Here is a 20,251-nt window from a genome sequence, read left to right on the forward strand (position 1 = left end):
CCGCTCCAACAGCCAGCCGCTCCCTCATGACGGTGTCCGCCGGCGAGCTTGCTGCCCCTTGCACCGCGAAGCCCGTTAAAATCACTCCTTTTGCGTGCGCTGCGCGGCCCGGAGGCTGCCCGAGACCATGACCACTGAAAACCGACTCGTGAAACCGACCTTCCAGCAAGTCATCCTCACGCTCCAGCACTTCTGGGGCGAGCGCGGCTGCGTGCTGCTGCAGCCCTACGACCTCGAGGTGGGCGCCGGCACCAGCCACACTGCCACCTTCCTGCGCGCGATCGGTCCCGAGCCATGGAACGCCGCCTACGTGCAGCCCTCGCGCCGCCCCAAGGACGGCCGCTACGGCGAAAACCCCAACCGCCTGCAGCACTACTACCAGTTCCAGGTGGTGTTGAAGCCCTCGCCGCTCAACATCCAGGAGCTCTACCTCGACAGCCTGCGTGCGCTCGGCATCGATCCGATGGTGCACGACATCCGCTTCGTCGAGGACGACTGGGAGAACCCCACCCTCGGCGCCTGGGGTCTGGGCTGGGAGATCTGGCTGGACGGTATGGAGGTCACCCAGTTCACCTACTTCCAGCAGGTCGGGGGGCTGGACTGCAAGCCGGTGCTGGGCGAGATTACCTACGGCATCGAGCGCCTGGCGATGTACCTGCAGGGGGTGGAAAACGTCTATGACCTGGTGTGGTCGATCGCGCCGGACGGGCGCAAGGTCACCTACGGCGATGTCTATCATCAGAACGAGGTCGAGCAATCGACCTTCAACTTCGAGCACAGCAACGTCGACTTCCTGTTCTCGCTGTTCACCAACTACGAGTCCGAAGCCAGGCGCGTGATGGAGGTCGGCCTGCCGCTGCCGGCCTACGAGATGGTGCTCAAGGCCGCGCACACCTTCAACCTGCTCGACGCCCGCGGCGCCATCTCGGTGACCGAGCGCGCCGCCTACATCGGCCGCATCCGCAACCTGTCGCGCGCGGTGGCGCAGGCCTATTTCGAATCCCGCGAAGCCCTCGGCTTCCCGATGCTGAACACCACCAAGGAGGCCGCGTGATGACCAGCGCGACCCTGCTCGTTGAACTGCTCACCGAAGAGCTGCCGCCCAAGGCCCTGCCGCGCCTGGGCGAAACCTTCGCCACCAAGATCGCCGAAGGCTTGAAGGCCAAGGGCCTGGCACCGGCGGACGCGCCTTTCCGCACCTTCGCCAGCCCGCGCCGGCTGGCGGTGACGGTGGCACAGGTGGCTGCTGAAGCCGCCGCGAAGGAAGTCACCGAGAAGCTGATGCCGGTGTCGGTCGCGCTCGATGCCGAGGGCAAGCCGACCCAGGCGCTGCTCAAGAAGATGGAAGCCAAGGGCATCCCCGCAGACGCCGTTTCCGGCTTCGAGCGCCGCATGGACGGCAAGGCCGAGGCGCTGTTCCACACTGCCATGGTGCCCGGTGCCAGGCTCGCCGACGTGTTGGCTGGCATCGTGCAGGACGCGATCAAGGCGCTGCCGATCCCCAAGGTGATGCACTGGGGCGACGGCGATGCCACCTTCGTGCGCCCGGTGCACAAGCTCACCTTCCTGCACGGCGCCGACGTGGTGCCGGGCCGCGTGCTCGACCTCGATTCCGGTCGCACGACGCGCGGCCACCGCTTCATGAGCCGCGGTGACATCGACATCGCCACCGCCGACGCCTACGAGCCGACGCTGCTCGCCGAAGGCAAGGTCATCCCCAACTTCGCCGAGCGTCGCGCCAACATCGAAGCGCAACTGCTCGCCGAGGCGGCGAAGCAGGGCGCGCTGCTCAATGAATATGCCGACCTTCTCGACGAGGTCGCCGCGCTGGTCGAGCATCCGACGGTGTACGTCGGCGAGTTCGAGGCCGAATTCCTTGCCGTGCCGCAGGAATGCCTGATCCTCACCATGCGCGCCAACCAGAAGTATTTCCCGCTCTTCGACGGTACCGGCACGCTGCTCAACCGCTTCCTCATTGTCTCCAACATGCGGGTGGCGGATCCAGGCAACATCATCGCCGGCAACGCCCGCGTGGTGCGCCCGCGCCTGTCGGACGCGCGCTTCTTCTTCGAGCAGGACAAGAAGCAGACGCTCGAGGCTCGCCTGCCGCGCCTGGCGCCCGTCGTGTATCACAACAAGCTCGGCAGCCAGCTCGAGCGCGTCGAGCGCGTCGAGGCGCTGGCCGGTGCGATCGCCGCCCTGCTGCACGCCGACGTCGCTGCGGCGAAGCGCGCCGCACGCCTGGCCAAGGCCGACCTCGTCACCGACATGGTGGGCGAGTTCCCCGAGCTGCAGGGCATCATGGGCCGCTACTACGCGCTCGCCGACGGCGAAGGCGAGGTGGTGGCCGACGCCATCCAGGCCCACTATCAGCCGCGCTTCGCCGGCGACGCGCTGCCCGCGGGCAACGTCGCCGCCGCCGTGGCGCTGGCCGACAAGCTCGACGCGCTGGTCGGTTTCTTCGGCATCGGCATGGTGCCGACCGGCGACAAGGACCCGTTCGCGCTGCGTCGCGCCGCGCTTGGCGTGCTACGCATCCTGATGGAAGCGCCGCTGCCGCTCGAGCTGCCCAAGCTGATCGAAGTCGCCGCCGCCGGCTTCAAGCCCGGCCTGCTCAGCGCAGAAGGCTTCGCCGCGCAACTGCAGGACTTCATGCTCGAGCGCCTGAAGAACCTGCTCCGGGAGACGGGCCGCGACGGCGCGGTGATCGACGCCGTGCTGGCGTTGAAGCCCGCGCGCATCGACCTGGTGCCGGCCAAGCTCGCCGCGGTCGAAGCCTTCCGCGCGCTGCCCGAGGCCGCGGCGCTTGCCGCTGCCAACAAGCGCATCGTCAACATCCTCAAGAAGGCGGAAGGCACGCCCGGTGAGCCCGACATCGCGCTGCTCCAGGAGGACGCCGAGAAGGCGCTGTTCCGCCAGGTGGTCGAGGTCGCGCCGCTGGTGCGCTCACACGTCGCCAACGAGGACTATACCGACGCGCTGTGTGCGCTCGCCGGCCTGCGTGCGGCGGTGGACCAGTTCTTCGAGGACGTCATGGTGATGGCCGAAGAGCCACTGACCCGAGCCAACCGCATCGCGCTGCTGGCGCAGCTTGCCGGCCTGATGAACCAGGTGGCCGACATCTCGCGCCTGTCGGCCTGAGCTGACGGCGCGCCGTCGCGTGACGGCGCGCCTGCACTAGAACCCGGGGTAAACGACCATGCCGATGAAGCTCATCATTCTCGACCGTGACGGCGTCATCAACGTCGACTCGGACCAGTTCATCAAGTCGCCCGATGAGTGGAAGCCCATCCCGGGTTCGCTCGAGGCCATCGCCCGCCTCAACCAGTGGGGCTGGCGGGTGGTGGTCGCCTCCAACCAGTCGGGCGTGGGCCGCGGCCTGTTCGGCATGGATACGCTCAACGCCATCAACGACAAGATGGTGCGAAGTCTGGCGCAGGTCGGCGGTCGTCTGGACGCGATCTTCTTCTGCCCGCATGCGGCCGACTCCACCTGCGATTGCCGCAAGCCCAAGCCGGGTCTGCTGCTGCAGATTGGCGAGCGCTTCAACGTCGATCTGGCCGGGGTGCCGGTGGTGGGCGACAGCCTGCGTGACCTGCAGGCAGCGGTGGCCGCGGGTGCGAAGCCCTATCTGGTTCTCACCGGCAAGGGCGAGATCACCCGCGCCAGCCCCGACCTGCCCGCCGGTACGCTGATCTATCCCGACCTCGATGCCGTCGCGGTCGAGCTGACGGCCTGACGTCTCACGCGCGACCTTACCCGAGCCCTGCCGTGCACCTGATCCGCTCCTTCCTGTTCGCCATCATCCTCGCGATCGTCACGATTCCCTACGCCCTGTTCGGCATCCTGATCTTCTGGGCACCGCCGATGACGCGTCACCGGCTGATCACCACCTGGGTGCCGATCATGATGTGGGTCATCCGCCATGTGCTCGGTATCCGCTACCGCGTGATCGGCCGCGAGAATCTGCCGGCCACGGCTTCGGTGGTGCTGTCCAAGCACCAGTCGGCGTGGGAGACGATCGCCCTGCAGCAGATCCTGCCGCCGCTGTGCTACGTGCTCAAGCGCGAACTGCTGCGCGTGCCCTTCTTCGGCTGGGGCCTGGCGAGCATTCCGGGCATCGCGATCGACCGCGCGGCCGGCAAGGACGCGATGTCGCAGGTGGTGGAGCAGGGCCGGGCGCGCTTGAAGGAAGGCCTGTGGGTCGTGGTGTTTCCCGAGGGCACGCGCGTGGCGCCCGGCACGACCCGTCGCTACAAGCCCGGCGGCGCCATCCTCGCCAAGCGCGCCGGTGTGCCGGTGGTGCCGATCGCACACAATGCGGGCGAGTTCTGGCGGCGCAACGCCTTCATCAAGCGCCCGGGCGAGATCGTCGTCAGCATAGGCCCGCTCATCCCGGTCAAGGGCGAAAAGGCCGAAGCAGTCAGTGCGCGCGCCGAGGCGTGGATCGAAGCCGAGATGCGCCGGCTGTTTCCGCATCACTATGCGGACGAGGTCGTGCCGCCTGCGGACAAGACCGAGGCGGAGGCTGCCGAGGTGCCGGTCACGACCGCAGACGAGCAAGAGCGCGCCTGAGCATCTTGTCTCCCGCCATCGTGTGCGCGCTGCGTGCTCATGGTGTGGACCTGCCTGCATGCGTTCGCTACATTGATCGCTCCCCATCCTGAGGAGACCGCGATGAGCGACGAACTGATACCCCTTTCCGAGACGGAGATCGGCGTGCGCCTGGCGCGCGAGCTGCCGCACTGGTACTACGAAAACGGCTGGATCCGGCGCAAGTACCGCACCGGTGGCTGGAAGGGCACGCTGATGGTGGTCAATGTCGTCGGCCACCTTGCCGAGGCGGCCTGGCATCACCCGGATCTGGCGGTGTCCTACGCCTTCGTGATCGTGAAGTTGTGCACCCATTCATCCAAGGGCGTGACCGAGCGCGATTTTGCACTGGCTCGGAAGATCGAGGAGGTGGTGCAGTGGCAGCCTGGGCAAGAAGGCGGTGTGCTCGAGGGGACGCCCAACGACGACGCCCGGTTCCGCTACATCAAGTACGACTGATGCCATCGATCGGACGTCGCGCGTAGACGCAAAAAAGCCCTGCATTACTGCAGGGCTTTTTCGTTCAGCCAGGCTGAGAAAGCTTAGGCAGCTTTCTTGGCAGCGGCCTTGGAGCTGGTGCTGACGGCCTTGACGGTGGCGTTGGTCGCGGCAGCCACGTTGGCTTCGGCGATCTCGGCGACCTGCTTGGCAGCCTTGCTCATGCTGTCGTAGGCGCTGTTGGCGGCGGCGATGGCCGACTTGACGGCGGCGACGGCAACGTCCGAACCGGCGGGCGCCGACTTGGCAGCCTTGTCGAGCGCGGAAGCCACGCCCTTGTTCATTTCGGCGACCTGGCCTTCGAAGACCTTGCCCATTTCTTCCTGGCTCTGCGAGCTGATCTCGTAGACGCTACGGGCGTAGGCGACGGCCTTCTCGACGATCGGCTGGGCCAGCGAAGCCTGCAGGTTGACCAGTTCCTGAACGTCCTTGACAGCCAGCAGGGCCTTGGTGTTGGCCACGCCGTCTTCCAGCAGCGAACGGGCGGTGTTCAGGTTCAGGGCGGCCAGGCGCTCGGCGCTGGCGAAGGCGGTGTTGGCCAGGGTCAGCAGGGTTTCGATGTTGGCCTTGTTGGCGGCGGCGAACTGCTCGGGGGCGACGAAATTGCTCATTTGAATCTCCAGGATGAAAGTGTGGGGTTGCTTCAACATCGCTTGCTTAGCTGCGATGTTGCGTTGCAGCATGGTTCGGATTATACGTACCCGATCCGGGGTGTCAAGCTAAAAATTGTGCATCGCACAATGTTGACTTGATTGATTTAATCAATCGCTTGCGTGTGCCGTCCGCGTCCTTCGCATGGTTTCGCTGCAATGCAACTATGCGCGTGGGAGACGGCAGTTTGCAGCCCCTTGATTGCGGACTTGTGACCGCGCTGCAACAATGCGGCCGGCATTGCGCCGGTCGCATCCATCCTGGGAGATCGTTCGCGCTCAGTCGTGGCGGAACTGGGCCTTGCGCTTCTCGACGAAGGCGGCCATGCCTTCCTTCTGGTCATTGAGGGCAAAGGCCGAGTGGAACACGCGACGCTCGAACAGCAGGCCCTCGTTGAGGCTGCTCTCGAAAGCGCGGTTGATCGACTCCTTGATCATCATGACTACCGGCAGGGAATAGCCGGCGATGGTTTCCGCGGTGGCGAGCGCGTCCTCGAGCAGCTTGTCGGCCGGCACCACGCGCGCGACCAGACCGGCGCGTTCGGCTTCGACCGCGTCCATCATGCGGCCGGTCAGGCACAGCTCCATCGCCTTCGACTTGCCCACCGCGCGCGGCAGTCGCTGCGTGCCGCCGGCGCCGGGCAGGGTGCCGAGCTTGACCTCGGGCTGACCGAACTTGGCGGTGTCGGCGGCGATGATGATGTCGCACATCATCGCCAGCTCGCTGCCGCCGCCGAGCGCGAAGCCCGCCACCGCGGCAATCACCGGTTTGCGGCAGGTCTTCACGCGCTCCCAGTTGCGCGTGATGTATTCGCTCTTGTAGGCATCCATATAGGAGAAGCTCGCCATCGCGCCAATGTCGGCGCCGGCGGCGAAGGCTTTCTCGGAGCCCGTGATGACGATGGCGCCGATGCCCTCGTCGGATTCGAAGTCGTTCAGTGCAGCGGTGATTTCATTCACCACCTGGTCGTTGAGCGCGTTGAGCGCCTTGGGCCGGTTGAGGGTGATGAGGCCGACGCGGCCGCGCTTTTCGGCAATGATCATCTCGAAACTCATGCTGTCTCCTTGCTGGTTGTTCGTGTCAGTGGGGGTTACTGCCCGCCGTCGGACTTCGGCTGGATGACCGCGCGCACCCTGCTGGGCGGGGTGCCCGCCTTGCTGCCGGGGGCGTTGGTGGCGAGGTAGTTCTCGGTGATGGCATCGTATTCGATGTAGTGGCCGGTGACCTGGTCGCCGCCGCTGGTGACCTTGGCGCGGACGAAGAGCTTGGCCTTCTCGCTGCGGCTGTCGTACTCGATGCGCTCGGCTTCGCCCTCGACGTATTCGGAGGTGCCATCACGACGCTGGCGGAAGGTGGCGAGACCCTTGCCCGCGGCGGTGGCGACGCCGTTCTGGAAGCCGGCGGCGTCCTGGGTCACGACCAGCTTGTCGCCGCGAATCGTCAGCGTGCCCTGGGTGAGGACGACGCTGCCCTCGAAGATGTGCACCTTGTTGCGGTCGTCGACGGTGAGGCGGTCGGCCTCGATGTTGACCGGCTGGTCGCGGTCGGCCTTCTCGGCGAGCGCGGGCAGGCTGGCGCCGGTGAGGGCTGCGGTGAGCAGGGAGGTCAGAAGCAGGCGTTTCATGAGGGTGATCCTTGGCGGCGGGGCGGCATCAGGGTCTTGACCTCGCCGATGAGTTCGAGCGTGCCGAACAGGTTGTCAGCGCGCATGCCCTGCGCCGATGCATGGCCGCTGCCGCGGGTGAGCAGTACCGCCGAGTCGGTCTGTGCGCGGTGCGCGTCGGGCCAGACGGTCAGGGTTTCGGAGTCGAGGGTGAGCGGCAGGGCGTCGGCCGTGCCCGGGCGGCGCACCTTGACCTCGCCCGCCAGGTCGACCTGCTCGCCACCGGGCGACACGTCGGCGCTGCGCGCGGTGATCAGGGTCTCGTTGTCCTCGCCCTGCATGCGCAGGCGCGGCAGGTGCAGACGGGTGATGTCGCCCACAGGAAAATGCTCCAGGCGGTCGGCGAGCAGTTCGTAGCGCTGGCGGCCATCGGCGCCGAAACCGACCACGCGCGTGTTCTGGGCAATGAAGTCCGGTCCGGTCTGCTCGCCCTGGATCACCGGGTCGTCGGCACGGGTGACGCGCTCGAGCCACACCGAACCACCGGCCAGCGCGGCCAGGGCGAGGATGGGATAGAGGCGCCAGGTGTCGATAAGCATTCAGATGACCTTGGCGAGCATCAGGTCGTGCGTGGTGAGCGCGCCGGCGAGCCGCCCGTCGTCACCGATGACCAGCAACTGGCTGATGCGCATCCGCTCCATGATCTCGGCAGCCTCGACGGCGAGCGCGCCCGGGCCGATGGTGCGCGGATTGCGGGTCATGACTTCGCTGACGCACGCGGCGCGCACGTCCGCACCCTTCTCGAGTGCGCGGCGCAGGTCGCCGTCGGTGAAGATGCCTTGCGGCACGCCGGCGGCGTCCATGATCGCGGTCATGCCCATGCCGCCGGCGGTCATCGCCAGCAGGGCCTGGGTGAGCGGGACGTCGGCGCCCACCTGCGGCACCGCAGCCGCCGGGCGCATGACGTCGCCGACGTGGGTGAGCAGACGGCGGCCGAGCGCGCCGCCGGGGTGCGAGCGCGCGAAATCATCGGCGGCAAAGCCGCGCGCGTCGAGCAGGGCAACCGCGAGCGCATCGCCCAGCGCCAGCGCCGCGGTTGTGCTGGCGGTGGGGGCGAGGTTGAGCGGGCAGGCCTCTTCGGCCACCGCGGCTTCCAGGTGGGCGTCGGCCTGGCGGGCGAGCGGCGAATCGGCCTTGCCCGTCATCGCGATCAGGCGCGCGCCCTGGCGCTTGACCAGCGGCACGATCATCAGCAGTTCTTCGCTCGAGCCCGAGTTCGACAGCGCGAGGACCACGTCTTCGGGGGTGATCATGCCGAGGTCGCCGTGCGCGGCTTCGGCCGCGTGCACGAAATACGCCGGCGTGCCCGTGCTCGCCAGCGTGGCGGCGATCTTGCGCGCGATGTGGCCCGACTTGCCGATGCCGGTGACGATGACGCGGCCATGGCGCTTGAGGATGATGTCGACCGCGCGCTCGAATTCTTCACCGATGCGGTCGGCCAGCGCGGCGACGGCCGCGGCCTCGATGCGCAGCACGCGACGCGCGAGGGCGACGGCGCGACTGTCGGCGGAAGCGGAAATTGGGTCCATGGAATCGATGCTTTACACTGGCAGAAAAGGGATGGCGGCGCGGCCGGCGGCCGGATGCAGATGTGATGCGTGCTGCGCTCGACCCGATCGCCGGATTGTATAACAAACATCCAGGGCGCCGCCCGGCGCGCCTGTGGCCCTGCGACGCTCGCCACCATGCTCAATACGCTCGAATTCGTGGTCTTGCTGCTGGCGGCAGCGGTGGTCATGGTCGCCCTGTTCCGCAGCATGAACCTGCCGCCGGTGCTGGGGTATCTGCTGGTCGGGGCAATCGGCGGGCCACATGCGCTGAACCTGATGCAGGAGTCGGCGGGCGCAAGCCATCTGGCCGAATTCGGCGTGGTGTTCCTGATGTTCTCCATCGGTCTCGAGTTCTCGCTCGGGCGCCTGATGGCGATGAAGCGCATCGTGTTCGGCCTCGGCCTGGTGCAGGTGCTGGCCAGCATCGCGCTGGTCACCGTACTCGGGCGGCTGTTCGGCCTCGGGTGGATCGCCAGCTTCGCCCTCGGCGGCACGCTGGCGATGTCCTCGACCGCGATCCTGTCCAAGCTGCTCGCCGACCGCATGGAGCTCGACAGCCGCCACGGGCGCGAGGTGATCGGCGTGCTGCTGTTCCAGGACATCGCGGTGGTGCCGCTGCTGATCCTGCTGCCGGCGCTGTCGCGCCCCGCGGACGAGTTGCTGTTCACGCTCGGCCTGGCGGCGCTCAAGGCGGTGCTGTTGCTGTTGCTGGTGCTGGTGTTCGGTCAGCGCCTGATGCGCTGGTGGTTCACGCTGGTGGCCAAGCGCCGCTCGACCGAGCTCTTCATGCTCAATGTGCTGTTGATCACCCTCGGGCTGGCGTGGCTGTCCGAGCGCGTGGGGTTGTCGCTGGCACTCGGCGCCTTCCTCGCCGGCATGCTGATCTCGGAGACCGAGTACCGCTATCAGGTCGAGGAGGACATCAAGCCCTTCCGCGACGTGCTGCTCGGGCTGTTCTTCGTCACCGTCGGCATGCTGCTCGACGTCATGGAGATCCTGCGCAACCTGCCGGCGGTGCTCGGCCTGCTGCTCGGCCTGCTGGTGGTCAAGTTCGGTATCGTGTTCGCGGCCTCGCGGCTGTTCGGCTCACCGCCGGGCACGTCGATGCGCTCGGGCTTGTGGTTGTGCGCGGGCGGGGAGTTCGGTTTCGTGCTGCTGTCGCAGATCCTCGGGCTGGATCTGATGCCGCACGGGCTCGCCCAGGTGGCGGTGGCGGCGCTGGTGTTGTCGATGCTGATGGCGCCGTTGATCGTACAGATCAGCGATCGCCTGGTGATGCGCTTCGTGGCCTCGGAGTGGCTGATGCGCTCGATGGAGCTGACCCGGGTGGCGGCGCAGTCGCTCAATACCGAGAAGCACATCATCGTCTGTGGCTACGGACGCAGCGGCCAGTACATGGCGCGCTTCCTCGAGCAGGAGAACGTCAGCTACGTCGCGCTCGACCTCGATCCAGAGCGTGTGCGCGAGGCCGGCGCCGCCGGCGACACGGTGGTCTATGGCGACGCCGCCCGGCGCGAGACCCTGATGGCGGCGGGCATCATGCGCGCGAGCGCGCTGGTGGTGTCCTTCGGCGAGGTCGAGGCGGCGCTGCGCGTGATCCATCACGCGCATGCGCTACGCCCTGACCTGCCAGTGGTGGCGCGAGCCGGTGACGAGGCCGACATGGAGAAGCTCGCCCAGGCCGGTGCCGCCGAGGTGGTGCCGGAGGCCTTCGAGGCCAGCATCATGCTCGCCTCGCACGCACTGGCGCTGATCGGTGTGCCCTTGAAGCGCGTGGTGCGGCGCATCCGCGAGATCCGCAGCCAGCGCTATGCGCTGATGCGCGGCTTCTTCCAGGGCAGCAGCGACAGTGGCGAAGGCATGGACGCGAACGAGGCCCGCCTGCGCTCGGTGAGCGTGCCGCCGGGCGCAGCCGTGGTCGGGCGGGCACTCGGCGAGATGAAGCTCGATGAGTGCGGGGTGACGGTGTCGGCCGTACGCCGGCGCGGGATTCGCGCGCTGTCACCGGGGGTGGAGACGCGGATCGAGGCCGGCGATGTGGTCGTGCTGCTCGGAGGTCCGAGCGGCCTGGAGGTGGCCGAGCAGCGGTTGCTGGGCGGCTGAGCGGGGCGCCTGCGCGAATCCGCAGCCTGGCGGGCGGGCGCTTTGCTGTTCGGGACGGCGGGCGATCGGCTATTTGCCGGGTGATCAGAGGCTTGCGCACACCGTATGGCTGTTCGCGTCCTCCAGCGGGTTGGCCGCCGAGATCGCCACCAGGCCGGTGGCGCCGGTGGTACCCGCGCGCAACGAGCCGCGCGCGGGGTCGCCATCATCGAGGGCGATGTCGAGCTGGCGCACGATCTTGCCGGGGATTGCGTCGGAGCACACCACCACGCTGCCCGGGACGCCGAGCACGCTGTTGCCGCGCTGGACGCCGAGGCGTCCGCCCAAGGCATTGCGCGGCAGGAAGCCGGCGTCGTCGGTGTCGGTGCTGCCGGTCATGAGGTTGGCCAGGCGCAGGTGCTGCCAGAAGCGCACGGTCTCGAAGCCGCTGGTGGCGTCCCAGTCGCCGTCGATCAAGCCGTTGCCGTCACCTACCGTCGTGCAGGTGTCGCCCCCGCTGCACAGGTGGCGGATCGCGGCTACGTCGTCCCCGGGTAGCGCGCGGAACTTGTCCTGATAGGCATGCACCATCGCCGGGATGCTGCGCAGTTCCTGGGCCAGGTTCTTGGCCTTGGCGCTGTCGATCAGCTCCTGGCCCTTGAGCACGCCGCCGAGCAGCAGGCCGACGATGAGCAGGACGATGGCGATCTCGACGAGGGTGAAGCCGCTCTGGGGCTTTTTCATGTGTGGGTCTCCTTGGGTTGGCGTGGCGGTGGGTGATGGGTGTGCGAGTGGGCTGAAGAAGGCGCGTCAAGGGCGCGATTAAAGGCGCCCGGCCTGCGCGACGCGGGCGATCAGCAGCGGGCGGCCGAGCCAGGCGAGCAGATCGTCGAAGTCGGCCGTGGATTCGCCGGCCTGGTAGCTCGGCGCGGCCGCCGAATAGCTTGCGTTGAGGCCATCGGCCTGACGGTTGGGGCCGGTCGAGTACACGATCGCCACCGCCTGCGAGTCGGTGGTCGTGATCCGGCTGCCGTCATGGCTGCGGATCTGCAGATTGCCTGTCGGGGCAGTCGCGGCCCCGACCGGCGCGCTGGTGAAGGCCGGGTCGACGCGGTAGCGCCAGTACCCAGCCCAGCCATCGGCGGGCGCAAGGCGCGTGCTGCCCCAGGGATCGGTGGCGGGCAGGGCGAGGCTGCGCCACGGCAGGCGGCCCTCGACGGCGAAGTTGCACGGCGCGGCGTCTTCGACCCCGTAGCGCGGATCGGCAGGGTCGGTTTCTGTGCTCGGGCACGGCAGGCGGCCGTGGATGATCGCGAAGCCGGTGAGCGCGCTCTGGATGTCCCGCAGGCGCTCGAGCGCGACCTGGCGGTCGCGGGCCTCGATGCGGCTGGCGAGCGGCACCAGCAGGCTGCCGCCGAGGAGCGCCAGAATGACCAGCACCATGGCCAGTTCGACCAGCGTGAAGCCGGCAGCGTGGGCGTGGATGCGGCGCCAGGCGCGAGCGCGTAGACAGCCCCTCGACACACTTGCGCGTTGGCGAGCAGGGGCGGACATGGGGCGGGCCATGGTGGCGATGGGGGTGTTCATGGCAGGCAGCGGATGACGTCGGCGGTCGCGGGCTGATCGCGGTCGGGGGTGGCGAACCGGGCCGTACCCGCGAACGCAGGCTCTCCCGTGATCAGGTTTGTGGCATTGATGCCTTCGAAGAACTGCGTGAGCTCGGCCCGCTGCGCCGGCGTGACGCGATCCTGCCGCGCTGGTCCGCTGCGCTGGCGCTCACCGCCGAAGGCGAGGGCTGCGCGGCAGTGTTCGACGAGCGGTGGGTCGTTGCGGCTGACCGTGATGCAGGTGTCGCCGTCGGGACAGGCGGCGAAGCGCATCTGGTCGCGCCAGAGGTCGATCTGCATGCGCTCGCCGGCAGGGATGCCGAGCGCCTCGGCGGCGGGCAGCATGCCGATGGCGAGGCTGCCGGTCCTCGCCGCGTGTATGGCCAGCCAGTCCTCGCCCCCGCTGTTCAGACGCGCGGACAGTGCCGCCGCCGCCCGGTCGATGAGCGCATCGACATAGGCCGCGTGGTCGTGGCGCTGGCGCAGGGCGTCGAACACATCGTCAGTCCCGAGCCAGGCCGTCAGGTCGTTGGCGGCTGATTCTTCGCCCGGCCGCAATGCAGCCTGAGTGATCTGGACTGGCCCGGTAGCGCCGGGTGGATAGCTTTCGTCGAGATACTGCGCGAGGTCGGCCGGCGCGGAGTCGCTGCCGCTACAGCCGAAGGGGCGTCCGGGCGGGCGTACCTGTCCGTCGAGCGCACGGCCGGGCGCGAACACGACCGCGATTGCGCGGCCGTCGGGCGCCGCCACCGGCAGCCTGTCGGCACTGGCCGTCAGGAGTTCGAACTGTCCGGGACTGTCCCAGTTCAGCGTGAGTGGCTTCGGGTTGTGCTTGGCGCTGCCGGCGACCGCGTACCACAGGCATTCGCCCCAGCCGTCGCGCAGATCCGGCAGGCCGAGCGTGCGCCACGGTAGCCGGCCGATCGCGGCCACGCCGCGCGCACCGCACGCGCCGATCGGGGTCGAGCCGTCGTTGCCGCTGTCGGGGCAGGGCAGGAAGCCGTAGCCTTCGCCGGGGTGGCGCTCCTCGTAGCTGATGGCGTAGCCGATCAGCGCGCTGCGCGCCTGGGCGAGCGCTTCGAGGCTGCGGGCGTGGGCGAGGGCCTCGGCGTGGGCGCGCAGGTCGCCATTCGCGAGCAGCGCACCGGCGGCCAGTACGGTGACCAGCAGCAACGCGGCGATCAGCGCCTGGCCGCGCGCACGTGACATTGAGGACCTGTGCGGGTTCATGGATGCGCTTCCGGAGCGGGGCCTTGCGACACGTGTGCGGAGACCGCCGGAGAGAGCTGTGCGCCGACGGCCGCTTCGCGTGCGGATGCCGATGGCGCTGCCGCGGACCGCGCTGGCCCCGCCCACTGGTCCCCCGTGCGCAGACGCTTGCGCTGAGCGTGCGCGGGCGACAGCGCTGGTTCGCTGCCGATGGCCGGCTGCAGGCCGGCTTCGCTTGCGTGCATCAGGGTGCCGTCGAGCCAGACCATGGCTTCGCCGTCAGGGCGCAGCAGGATGCCGTCGATACGCCGTGGCGTGGGCGCGGGAGGCAGGGCGAGGGAGGGCGTCGGCAATTCGGGTGCGGGGCAGGGTGGCGGCGGTGCTGCGTCAGACGGGCTCGGTTCGGTCGGCGGCAGGGTGGTGGCAGTGACGGACGTCTCAGCGATCTCGGGCGTGGGGGATGGAGGCGGGGCCTGCGGGACAGGTTCGACGACGAGTTGGTGCCGGGCGGCACGGGCAGCCGCTTCGGCAGCGACCGCCTCGCGCTCGACATACCAGGCGCCGCCTCCGAGCATCGCGGACGCGATCAGGCTGGCGAGTGCCAGCATGCGCGGACTGAGAGGCAGCCTGCCGCCGCGCATGATCGCCGGCCGCCAGCCGAGGTCGGCAGGCGCATGCCGCAAGGCGAGCACAAGGAGCTTGTCGAAGGATGGGCGCGCGGCCTGCACCTCGCGGTCGTGCGCGGTGACGGCGCGGACGAAAGTCGGCAGCAAGCTCAGCGCGCCGCCCGTCTCCCCCGCCGCACGGGCAGCGGATTCCGGCGGCAGGTGCACCGAATCCACGGTCTCAAGCACTCGCACCGACACTGGCACCGAGCCGTCGCCCGGCAGGCGATGCTGGGCGAGCAGATAGTCGCGCGTGCGCTCGATCTCCTGCAGCCACGCCGGCGATTGCGCCGCGTCGGCCAGCGTGCAGCGCCCGACCAGGCGCGAGAAGTGCACGCGGCCGTCGGCGACCAGGGTGATGCGCAGCCCGGTGCGACCGAAGCCGGCGACCAGTTGCGGTCCCGCAGTGGCTCCGGGGCTGTCCGGGGTGGCGGCGAGTACGGCAGGGACAAGCTTGGCCGCCGGTATCAGGTGTGTGATGCGGGCTCCGCTCGCGCGCACCGCGTCCAGCCACGGGCGCAGCTCTTCCGCCCGCTCCAGACCGGAGAACAGGAGGCGCTCGAAACCCTTGCGGCCATCAGGTGTGGGGCCAAGCGAGCACGCCCGGGCGAACTCTGGGTGCGGAAGCCAGGCCGCCGTGCGGCGCTCGATCAGCGCCTTGCGGTCGGCGCCGCGCACGCGCGGCAGGTCCTCGGTCTCGTACGCCTCGTCGGCCAGGTTGACCACGATCCGGCATGGCTCGTGATGCCCGCGTCCGGCCAGCCAGGTGTGCAGCGCGGTCGCCTCGCCAGGGGAGAAACCCGCCAGCCGGACGAGCGTGTCGCCATGCATTTGCCATGTTTCGAGGCCGAGCGCGTCGATTGCCAGCAGGAGCGGTTTGCGCAGCATGGGCCTACACCGGCAGGCGGGTGATGATGTCGTAGATCGGGCCGAGGACCGCGCTTGCGATCCACAGCAGCATGCCGCCCATCAGCACGGTCAGCGCCGGTTCGGCGGCGGCCTGCAGGCGGGCGATGCCGTCGGCCACGTCGCGCTGGTAAAGGCTCGCCACCTTGTTCAGCGCCTGGTCGAGGCCGCCGGTGTGCTCGCCAAGGCGGAGCATGCGCGTGACCAGCGGCGGGAAAACTTGCGCGGCCTCGAAGGCCGCGGACATCGGCTGGCCCTGCTCGATGCCCTGGCGGGCGGCACGCAGGCCCTCGCGCAAGGCGAGATTGCCCACGGCGTCCTCGCTGGCGCGCAGGGCGTCGATGATGTTGATGCCGGCCGCGTAGAGGGTGGCGAACAGGGCGGCGAAGCGTGCCAGGGCCAGCTTGCGCAGGATCTCGCCGATCAGCGGCACGCGCAGGCGCAGCGCGTGGGCACGGATGCGCAACGGCTCGGAACGCGCCAGGGCTTGCGCGCCGATCGCCAGCCCGGCGCCGAGTGCGAGCAGCATCGCCCAGCCCCAGTTGCGCACCGCCTGCGACACGCCGACCAGCAGGCGGGTCTGCAGCGGCAGGGACTGGCCGGTGCTGCGCAGCAGTTTTTCCACCTCGGGGACGACCTGGGTCAGCGCGACAACGATCGCCAGCAGCAGGATGGCGGCGACGATTGCGGGATACACGCTGATGCGGCGCGCATGGGTGGCGAGCGCATCTTCCTGCACCAGGGTCGCGCCGATGTCGCGCACGGCCATCGGCAGGCGACCGGCGGTCTCGCCTGCGCGCAACAGGCTCACCGCCACCGGCGAGAACGCCTGCGGCTGGCGTGCGGCTGCTTCGGACAGAGGGCGGCCGCGCTCGATGTCGGCGAGGAGCGCGGCGATCGTGCGCTGCAGGCGCGGCTCGGTGATCGCGTCGCGCAGGGCGGTGAGGCCCTCGAACGGCGGTACGCCCGCTTCCAGCAGTTGTTCGAGATGGAAGCAGAAGTTGATCAGTTCGCGGCGGGGGATGCGGGGCGCACCCAGCACGCCGGGGCGGCGTGGGTGGCCGGTGATCAGCAGCAGGCCCTGCGCATGCAGGCGATGCTCGAGTTCGACCAGGTCGGCCGCATCGAGCTCGCCGCGCACGCGACGGCCGTCCTCGGCGAGGGCGCGGTAGCGATAGCTGCTCATGCGAGTGCGGTCGCCGTGCCCGATGTCGGGGCCAGGGGCGACAGATCGACCACGCGCGCGAGTTCGCGGACGCTCGTACTGCCGTCGAGCACGCGGCGTACGCCGTCTTCGGCGAGGCTGCAAAAGCCCTTGCGCCGCGCCACGGCCCGCAGTTCGGCAGTGTGCGCACGGCACGCAACGAGCTCGTCGAGCTCGGCGTCGATGGGAAGGATCTCGGTGATCGCCAGCCGGCCCCGATAGCCACGGAAGTCGCAGGCCGGGCAGCCGACGGCCTGGTACAGCTCGGCGGGCGTGGTGTCGGCGGGCAGGCCGAGACGGGCCATTTCCGCGGCGGTGGCCGGGCTTGGCGTGCGGCAGGCCGGGCACAGCCGGCGCACGAGGCGCTGCGAGAGGAGGCCGCTCAGGTTGCCCGCGAGCAGCTCGGGGGTGAGGCCGATCTCCACCAGGCGCGGGATGGCGCCGAACACCGAGTTGGCGTGCAGGGTGGCGAACACCTGATGGCCGGTGAGCGCGGCGCGCAGCGCCATGGTCGCGGTGTCGGCGTCGCGGATCTCGCCGATCAGTATCACGTCCGGGTCCTGGCGCAGCAGCGCGCGTACGCCGTCGGCAAAGTCGAGGCGCGAGGCCTCGCCGACCTGGGTCTGGCGGATCATCGCGAGCGGATACTCGACCGGGTCCTCGAGCGTCATCACGTTCACCGCCTCGGTGCTGAGGTGATTGAGGATCGAATACAGCGTGGTGGTCTTGCCGCTACCGGTTGGCCCGACCACCAGCACCAGACCCTCCGGGCGGGCGAGGATGCGTGCGAGGTCGTCGGACTGCGCGGGGGTCAGGCCGAGCGCCTCGAGCGGCACGATGCCCTTGTCGCGGTCGAGGATGCGCAACACGATGTTCTCGCCGTGCAGCGTGGGCTGGGTGGCGACGCGGAAGTCGATCGGACGTCCGCCGATCGCGACGCTGATGCGCCCGTCCTGCGGACTGCGCGACTCCGCGATGTCCATCCCGGCGAGCACCTTGAGGCGGACGGCGAGTTCAGGCCAGCACGCGCGATGCAGCGCGCGCACCTGGCGCAGGGCGCCGTCGATGCGATGACGGATGCGCAGGAAGCCGGCCTCGGGCTCGAAGTGGAGGTCGGAGGCGCCGCGCGAAGCGGCATCGGCGAGCAGTGCATCGACCAGACGCATGACGAGCTGCGGGTCGTGCGCCGATGAAGCGGCGCCACCATTGCGCTGCTCAAGTGCGCGCACGAGCTCTTCGATCGAACTGGCCTGGCCGTAGTGCTGATCGATCGCGCGCCCGAGTTCGCCCTCGCCGGCCAGCCGCAGTTCGATGTGGATGTCGGGGCCGAGTTCGGCACGCAGGCGGTCGAGGGCGACGATGTCGTGTGCGTCGGCCATGGCCACGATCAGCCGGTGATGGGTGGCGTCGTATTGCAACGGCAACAGGCGGTGGCGGCGCGCCAGGGCGTGCGGGACGCGCGCGATGGCATCCGGGTCGGCGAGCGCGGCAGCCAGGTCCACACAGGGCATGCCGCTGCGTGCGGCGAGCACTTCGCGCAGCGCGGCCTCGCTGACGAAGCCGAGCTGGACAAGCACGTGGCCGAGGGGCTGGCGGCAGTCCTGCTGTTCGTGGAGAGCGATCCGCAACTGGTCCTCGCTGACGAGGCCGGCGGCGAGCAGGGTCTGGCCGATGGGCAGGGGCGCGTTCATGGCAGGTTTCCGGTCGAGGCGGAGGGTGTGTCGGGTGGTGTGGCTGCTGCGGTGGCGGCCGGTACGAGCAGTGGGCGTAGCGGCATGTGTGGAAAGTTGCGCTGCCCGGGTGAAGGGGTGCCGGTGAGGAAATCGTCGTCTGGCAGGTGCGCCGCGTAGTCGGCGTAGCCGGCCTGCAGGGTCGGTTCGTCGATCAGCAGCGGGCGCAGGAAGATCAGCAGCTCGGTGCGCCGCACCGCGTTGTCGCGGCGGGTGAACAGTTCACCGACCACCGGGAGGTCGCCGAGCAGCGGGATGCGACCGGTGTCGTGATCGACGCGGTCCTCCATCAGCCCGCCGAGGACGGCGATCTCGCCGCTGCGCAGGCGCAGCATGGATTCGATCTCGCGCGTGCGGATCTGCGGCACGCGGTTGGGGATGTTGCCCAGCGATGGGTTGGGGTCGTCCTTGAAGCCGGAGATGCCGGAGATCGTCGGCCGCACATTGAGCGTGATCTCGCCCTCGGCGCTGATCTGCGGCGTCACGGACATCACCATGCCGACCGAGACCGATTGCGGTGTGGTGGTTGCAGTTATGCGCGCCTGCTTGCGGTCGTCGTACTCGGTGGTGGTGCTGTCGACCAGGAAGTAGACGACCTCCTCGACCACCTTGAGCATCGCGGTCTGGTTGTTGAGCACGGACAGGCGCGGGCTGGACAGCACCTTCACGGTACCGAAGGTCTCCAGCAGTTCGAGCCGAACGTCGTTGCGCGCCGAAAGATACGACACGGTGGGCTGGCCCGACAGCGCGTCGCCGCTGCCGCGGGGGCGGATGTTCCAGCCCGGCACGCCGATGCGCGTCCAGTCGATGCCCTGGCGGTAGCCATCGGCCAGGGTGACCTCGACGATGGTCGCCTCGATCATCACCTGCCGGCGCGCGGCCTGCTGCACGCTGCCGAGGAAGGCGCGCAGGTTCTCGTGCTGGCGCGCGGTGGCGCGCACCATCAGCACCCCGCTTTCGCGGTTGATCATGACGTCCGGGCTGCGGCAGGCGCGCGCGGATGCATCGCCGCCGCATCCGCGCGCGGCCGCGCCGGGTTCGGCCAGGATGCTCACCAGGTTGGCTTCGAGCGCGGCCCAGAAATCATTGCTGGCCCGGGTCTCGATCTGCGTCACCGAGGTGTTTCCGCTGCTGCCGCCACCCCCGCCCTGGCCCGCCGTGCCGGTGGTGGCGATCTGCGTGCTGGTGGCGACGGTGCCGTGCATGTCGCGGCTGATATTGACGTAGTCGAGCGCATAGCTGCGGATCACCGGGGTGTCGGGGCGGACGACGAGGTGTTGGCCGTGGAGCTCGTAGCGGATGTCGGCCTGGCGCGCGATGCGTGCGAGCAGCTCGCGCAGCGGCTGGTCGTGCGCACGCAGCGTGATGCGGCCGTCGATGCCGGCATGGAGGTCCAGCTCGAGGCCTGCGTCGCGACCGATGGCGAGCAGCAGTTCTGCGACCGGGGTCTCGCGCACGTCGAGCGAGTAACCGCGCACCGGCCGCTGCTGGCCTGGATCGTAAGCGCGAGCGTTCGGCGCTGCGGCTTCAGCGCGTGCATGGGCGGCAGCCTCGATAGCGAGCGGACGCGCATGTTCGATGCCTGGCTCGTTGTGCCCGGTGGCGGGTGGCGCCTGCCGGGAGGCCGTGGCGGCGCGTCCATCGAGGTGGCCGAGTGGGGCGGGGGCGGGCATGAGGGCCGAGCAGCCGCTTGCGGCGAGGGCGGCCGAGATGACGGCAAGAAGGTTTCCGAGGCGGCGCATGATGCAATGCTAAATGGATTTAGATGAAAAGTGAATATCCGTTTCGCATTGTTCGGGTGGGTTCCGCGCGCTGCGGCGCCAGGGCTGCAAGTATCTGGAGCAGAACGCATCTCGTAGCAGGTGGTCTCCATCGCATGAATTGTTGCGTTGC

The 20,251-nt window shown here is 69.0% G+C and carries 18 protein-coding genes; 6 read left to right on the plus strand and 12 right to left on the minus strand.

Going from position 1 to position 20,251, the window contains the following annotated elements:
* Nucleotides 1-127: 127 nt before the first annotated feature.
* From glyQ to RBT54_RS09325, 5 genes are all read left to right on the plus strand, one after another.
* Nucleotides 128-1,054 (plus strand): glycine--tRNA ligase subunit alpha, encoded by a 927-nt coding sequence (gene glyQ, locus RBT54_RS09305; RefSeq protein WP_320366442.1) that lies wholly within the window; start codon nt 128-130, stop codon nt 1,052-1,054.
* Nucleotides 1,054-3,141, plus strand: coding sequence for a glycine--tRNA ligase subunit beta (gene glyS / locus RBT54_RS09310; protein WP_320366444.1), 2,088 nt, complete (start codon nt 1,054-1,056; stop codon nt 3,139-3,141). Before glyQ ends, glyS begins: the two co-directional genes overlap by 1 nt.
* 64 nt (nt 3,142-3,205) lie before the next feature.
* On the plus strand, nt 3,206-3,739 hold the full coding sequence (gene gmhB / locus RBT54_RS09315) for a D-glycero-beta-D-manno-heptose 1,7-bisphosphate 7-phosphatase (protein WP_320366446.1): 534 nt from the start codon (nt 3,206-3,208) through the stop codon (nt 3,737-3,739).
* Between the two features lie 32 nt (nt 3,740-3,771).
* Complete coding sequence (locus RBT54_RS09320; protein WP_320366448.1) at nt 3,772-4,575, plus strand: lysophospholipid acyltransferase family protein; 804 nt, start codon at nt 3,772-3,774, stop codon at nt 4,573-4,575.
* A gap of 102 nt (nt 4,576-4,677) precedes the next feature.
* Nucleotides 4,678-5,052: a 4a-hydroxytetrahydrobiopterin dehydratase gene (locus tag RBT54_RS09325; protein ID WP_320366450.1), complete on the plus strand. Its 375-nt coding sequence runs from the start codon at nt 4,678-4,680 to the stop codon at nt 5,050-5,052.
* A gap of 83 nt (nt 5,053-5,135) precedes the next feature.
* On the opposite strand, the gene RBT54_RS09330 is transcribed toward RBT54_RS09325, so the two are convergent.
* The 5 genes from RBT54_RS09330 to RBT54_RS09350 all read right to left on the minus strand — a co-directional run bounded on the left by RBT54_RS09330 (nt 5,136) and on the right by RBT54_RS09350 (nt 8,934).
* Nucleotides 5,136-5,702, minus strand: a complete 567-nt coding sequence (locus RBT54_RS09330; protein ID WP_320366452.1) for a phasin family protein — start codon at nt 5,700-5,702, stop codon at nt 5,136-5,138.
* Between the two features lie 318 nt (nt 5,703-6,020).
* Complete coding sequence (locus RBT54_RS09335) at nt 6,021-6,797, minus strand: enoyl-CoA hydratase (protein WP_320366454.1); 777 nt, start codon at nt 6,795-6,797, stop codon at nt 6,021-6,023.
* Nucleotides 6,798-6,832: 35 nt separating this feature from the next.
* A complete protein-coding gene (gene lptA, locus RBT54_RS09340) occupies nt 6,833-7,366 on the minus strand; it encodes a lipopolysaccharide transport periplasmic protein LptA (protein WP_320366456.1) in 534 nt (177 codons plus the stop codon).
* Entirely contained in the window at nt 7,363-7,944 is a 582-nt protein-coding gene (gene lptC / locus RBT54_RS09345; protein ID WP_320366458.1) for an LPS export ABC transporter periplasmic protein LptC, read from the minus strand. The genes lptA and lptC overlap by 4 nt, the downstream gene beginning before the upstream one ends.
* The gene (locus RBT54_RS09350) at nt 7,945-8,934 is read right to left on the minus strand and encodes a KpsF/GutQ family sugar-phosphate isomerase (protein ID WP_320366460.1); all 990 of its coding nucleotides are present in this window, start codon (nt 8,932-8,934) and stop codon (nt 7,945-7,947) included. It lies immediately after the preceding gene.
* Between the two features lie 156 nt (nt 8,935-9,090).
* Here RBT54_RS09350 and RBT54_RS09355 point away from each other — a divergent pair, with 156 nt between their 5' ends.
* Nucleotides 9,091-11,058, plus strand: coding sequence for a monovalent cation:proton antiporter-2 (CPA2) family protein (locus tag RBT54_RS09355; RefSeq protein WP_320366462.1), 1,968 nt, complete (start codon nt 9,091-9,093; stop codon nt 11,056-11,058).
* Nucleotides 11,059-11,142: 84 nt separating this feature from the next.
* Here the strand turns inward: RBT54_RS09355 and RBT54_RS09360 are convergent, their stop codons facing one another.
* From RBT54_RS09360 to RBT54_RS09390, 7 genes are all read right to left on the minus strand, one after another.
* Entirely contained in the window at nt 11,143-11,781 is a 639-nt protein-coding gene (locus tag RBT54_RS09360) for a prepilin-type N-terminal cleavage/methylation domain-containing protein (protein WP_320366464.1), read from the minus strand.
* A 78-nt stretch (nt 11,782-11,859) separates the two neighbouring features.
* Nucleotides 11,860-12,624: a type II secretion system protein gene (locus RBT54_RS09365; protein WP_320366466.1), complete on the minus strand. Its 765-nt coding sequence runs from the start codon at nt 12,622-12,624 to the stop codon at nt 11,860-11,862.
* Nucleotides 12,621-13,853: a hypothetical protein gene (locus RBT54_RS09370; RefSeq protein WP_320366468.1), complete on the minus strand. Its 1,233-nt coding sequence runs from the start codon at nt 13,851-13,853 to the stop codon at nt 12,621-12,623. Before RBT54_RS09370 ends, RBT54_RS09365 begins: the two co-directional genes overlap by 4 nt.
* A gap of 17 nt (nt 13,854-13,870) precedes the next feature.
* Nucleotides 13,871-15,406, minus strand: a complete 1,536-nt coding sequence (locus tag RBT54_RS09375) for a hypothetical protein (RefSeq protein ID WP_320366469.1) — start codon at nt 15,404-15,406, stop codon at nt 13,871-13,873.
* 4 nt (nt 15,407-15,410) lie between these two features.
* Nucleotides 15,411-16,610 carry a type II secretion system F family protein gene (locus tag RBT54_RS09380; RefSeq protein WP_320366471.1) on the minus strand — a complete coding sequence of 400 codons (1,200 nt, stop codon included), beginning with the start codon at nt 16,608-16,610 and terminating at the stop codon, nt 15,411-15,413.
* Nucleotides 16,607-18,319 carry a GspE/PulE family protein gene (locus tag RBT54_RS09385; protein ID WP_320366473.1) on the minus strand — a complete coding sequence of 571 codons (1,713 nt, stop codon included), beginning with the start codon at nt 18,317-18,319 and terminating at the stop codon, nt 16,607-16,609. The genes RBT54_RS09380 and RBT54_RS09385 overlap by 4 nt, the downstream gene beginning before the upstream one ends.
* Nucleotides 18,316-20,100, minus strand: coding sequence for a type II secretion system protein GspD (locus tag RBT54_RS09390; RefSeq protein ID WP_320366475.1), 1,785 nt, complete (start codon nt 20,098-20,100; stop codon nt 18,316-18,318). Before RBT54_RS09390 ends, RBT54_RS09385 begins: the two co-directional genes overlap by 4 nt.
* Between the last annotated feature and the right edge of the window lie 151 nt (nt 20,101-20,251).

Origin of the sequence: Thauera sp. (genome assembly GCF_034003485.1) — a bacterium.
In the GTDB taxonomy this organism is placed as follows: Bacteria; Pseudomonadota; Gammaproteobacteria; order Burkholderiales; family Rhodocyclaceae; genus Thauera.